Below are 1,855 nucleotides of genomic sequence, written 5' to 3' on the forward strand. Positions count from 1 at the left end.
GGGAATGAGTAGATTTGCACAAAGTTGCCAAATCGGCATAAAGCAAGCGAGTGAGGAATATTGAAGTAGTTCAGTTACTAAATCGTGAGCCACAGTTACCTATGCAAAGCAGGTAACAATACGGAAAGGAAACTTTGTGCATCAACGGATTTTATTGCACTGATTCTCAATGTTTTGCGTATCAAGGAACGCTTACAAAATGATTATATTTGCACACTCAAAATGTAAGCGTTATGAAAATCGAAAAATTCAAGGTGTTGCTCTACCTAAAAAAGAGCGGAATGGACAAGAATGGAAAAGCTCCCATCATGGGACGCATCACGGTGAACAGGACTATGGCGCAGTTCTCCTGCAAGTTGTCTTGCACTCCATCGCTTTGGAATCCTCGTGCCAGCCGATTGGAGGGCAAGAGCAAGGAAGCCGTGGAGACCAACAAGGACATCGAGCAGTTGTTGCTTTCCATCCAAAAGGCTTTCGATGTGCTTGTGGAAAAGAGAACGGACTTCGAGGCTAAGGATGTCAAGGAGGCTTTGCAGGGCAGCGTCAAGACACAGACCACCCTTCTCTCCTTCGTGGACGAGCATATCAGTGAACTCAGCACCCATGAGGGCATAGATATGTCGAAGAGCAGTGTCTGGACTTACAGAAAGATTCGCAAGAATCTCGCTGAGTTCATCGGGGAGAAGTATAGGTTGACTGATTTGGCTTTCGGACAGCTGACCGAGCCTTTCATCAGTGACTTTCACCATTACCTGCTTGACGAGAAAGGCTTTTCATCAGGAACCATCACCATCTATGTGTCGCTCTTCAAGAAGATGTGCCGCATTGCCTTTGAGCGAGGCTTGTGCAAGAACCTGCTGTTCGCCCATTATCGGGTTGGCACTCCAAGGGTTACGACACCCAAGGCTCTCAGCATGTCTGATTTCATAAAAATCCGTGATGTGGAACTGCCCGAAGACAAGCCGAGACTATCCGTTAGCCGTGACCTGTTTCTTTTCGCCTGCTATGCAGGAACAGCCTTCATAGACACCGTTTCCATCACGAAAGCCAATGTCAAGGTGTTGGAGGATGGCGACAAATGGCTCATCTATAACCGCAAGAAGACCGGAACACTTGCCAGAGTGAAACTCCTGCCCGAGGCGTTGGAGCTGGTGGCGAAATACGAGGACGGGGCAAGAGCTACCCTTTTCCCATTGCTGAGCACGAATCGTGTTCGTATCGACCTCATCACCATCTGCAAGTTGGCGGAAACGAGCAAGACCTATTCCTACCACATGAGGAGTCACAATAAAATCTTTTATTGATTGAATATCAACGAGTTAAATACTTTGAAGAATGTGACTGCTAACGATTTAGAAACGAGCTATATTCTTTTTCTTTCACAACCTTGCAATATACAAAGAACGCCTCAATTCGGGGGCAAAGATACGATATTTTTCTTAATATCCCATAATTTGCAAGAAGAGAAACATAGAAATTAGGACTTTTTTACATGAAATCTCAAACTTGCAACATAACCCCATCATAAAATGAATAGCAAGTATTCCTGCTGAGTTTATCCAATCAGGGTCATTGTTGTTGATGACGACTCTACCATCAGCTCATATATACCTTTCCGACACAAGCATATGGTGTTTTCGTTTGTACTCCGAGTGTGTACAGTTTCAAACCATGATTTACATTCTTATTATAAGAAAGTGAAGCCGTGACCATTTGTGTATTTTTGCCAAACTAACTCCAGTTCATACAACAGATGTAAAAGATTTCTGCAAAATCGACCGAAATCATAAGAAAAAAACACCAAACCAGCAAATTTCTTAAAGATTATATCTGTTTATTAAGATTATTTTTGTAT

Annotated in this window: 1 protein-coding gene; it reads left to right on the top strand. The window is 43.3% G+C overall.

What is annotated here, in order from left to right:
- Window positions 1-233 precede the first annotated feature (233 nt).
- On the top strand, window positions 234-1,304 hold the full coding sequence (locus tag DXD25_RS16095) for a site-specific integrase (protein WP_233522369.1): 1,071 nt from the start codon (window positions 234-236) through the stop codon (window positions 1,302-1,304).
- Window positions 1,305-1,855 lie beyond the last annotated feature (551 nt).

Source organism: Prevotella sp. TF12-30, assembly GCF_003436715.1.
Classification (GTDB): domain Bacteria; phylum Bacteroidota; class Bacteroidia; order Bacteroidales; family Bacteroidaceae; genus Prevotella; species Prevotella copri_A.

Bases quoted from the DNA above. Each gene is read 5' to 3' on its own strand.
- DXD25_RS16095 (WP_233522369.1), top strand. From the start codon at position 234: ATGAAAATCGAAAAATTCAAGGTGTTGCTCTACCTAAAAAAGAGCGGA.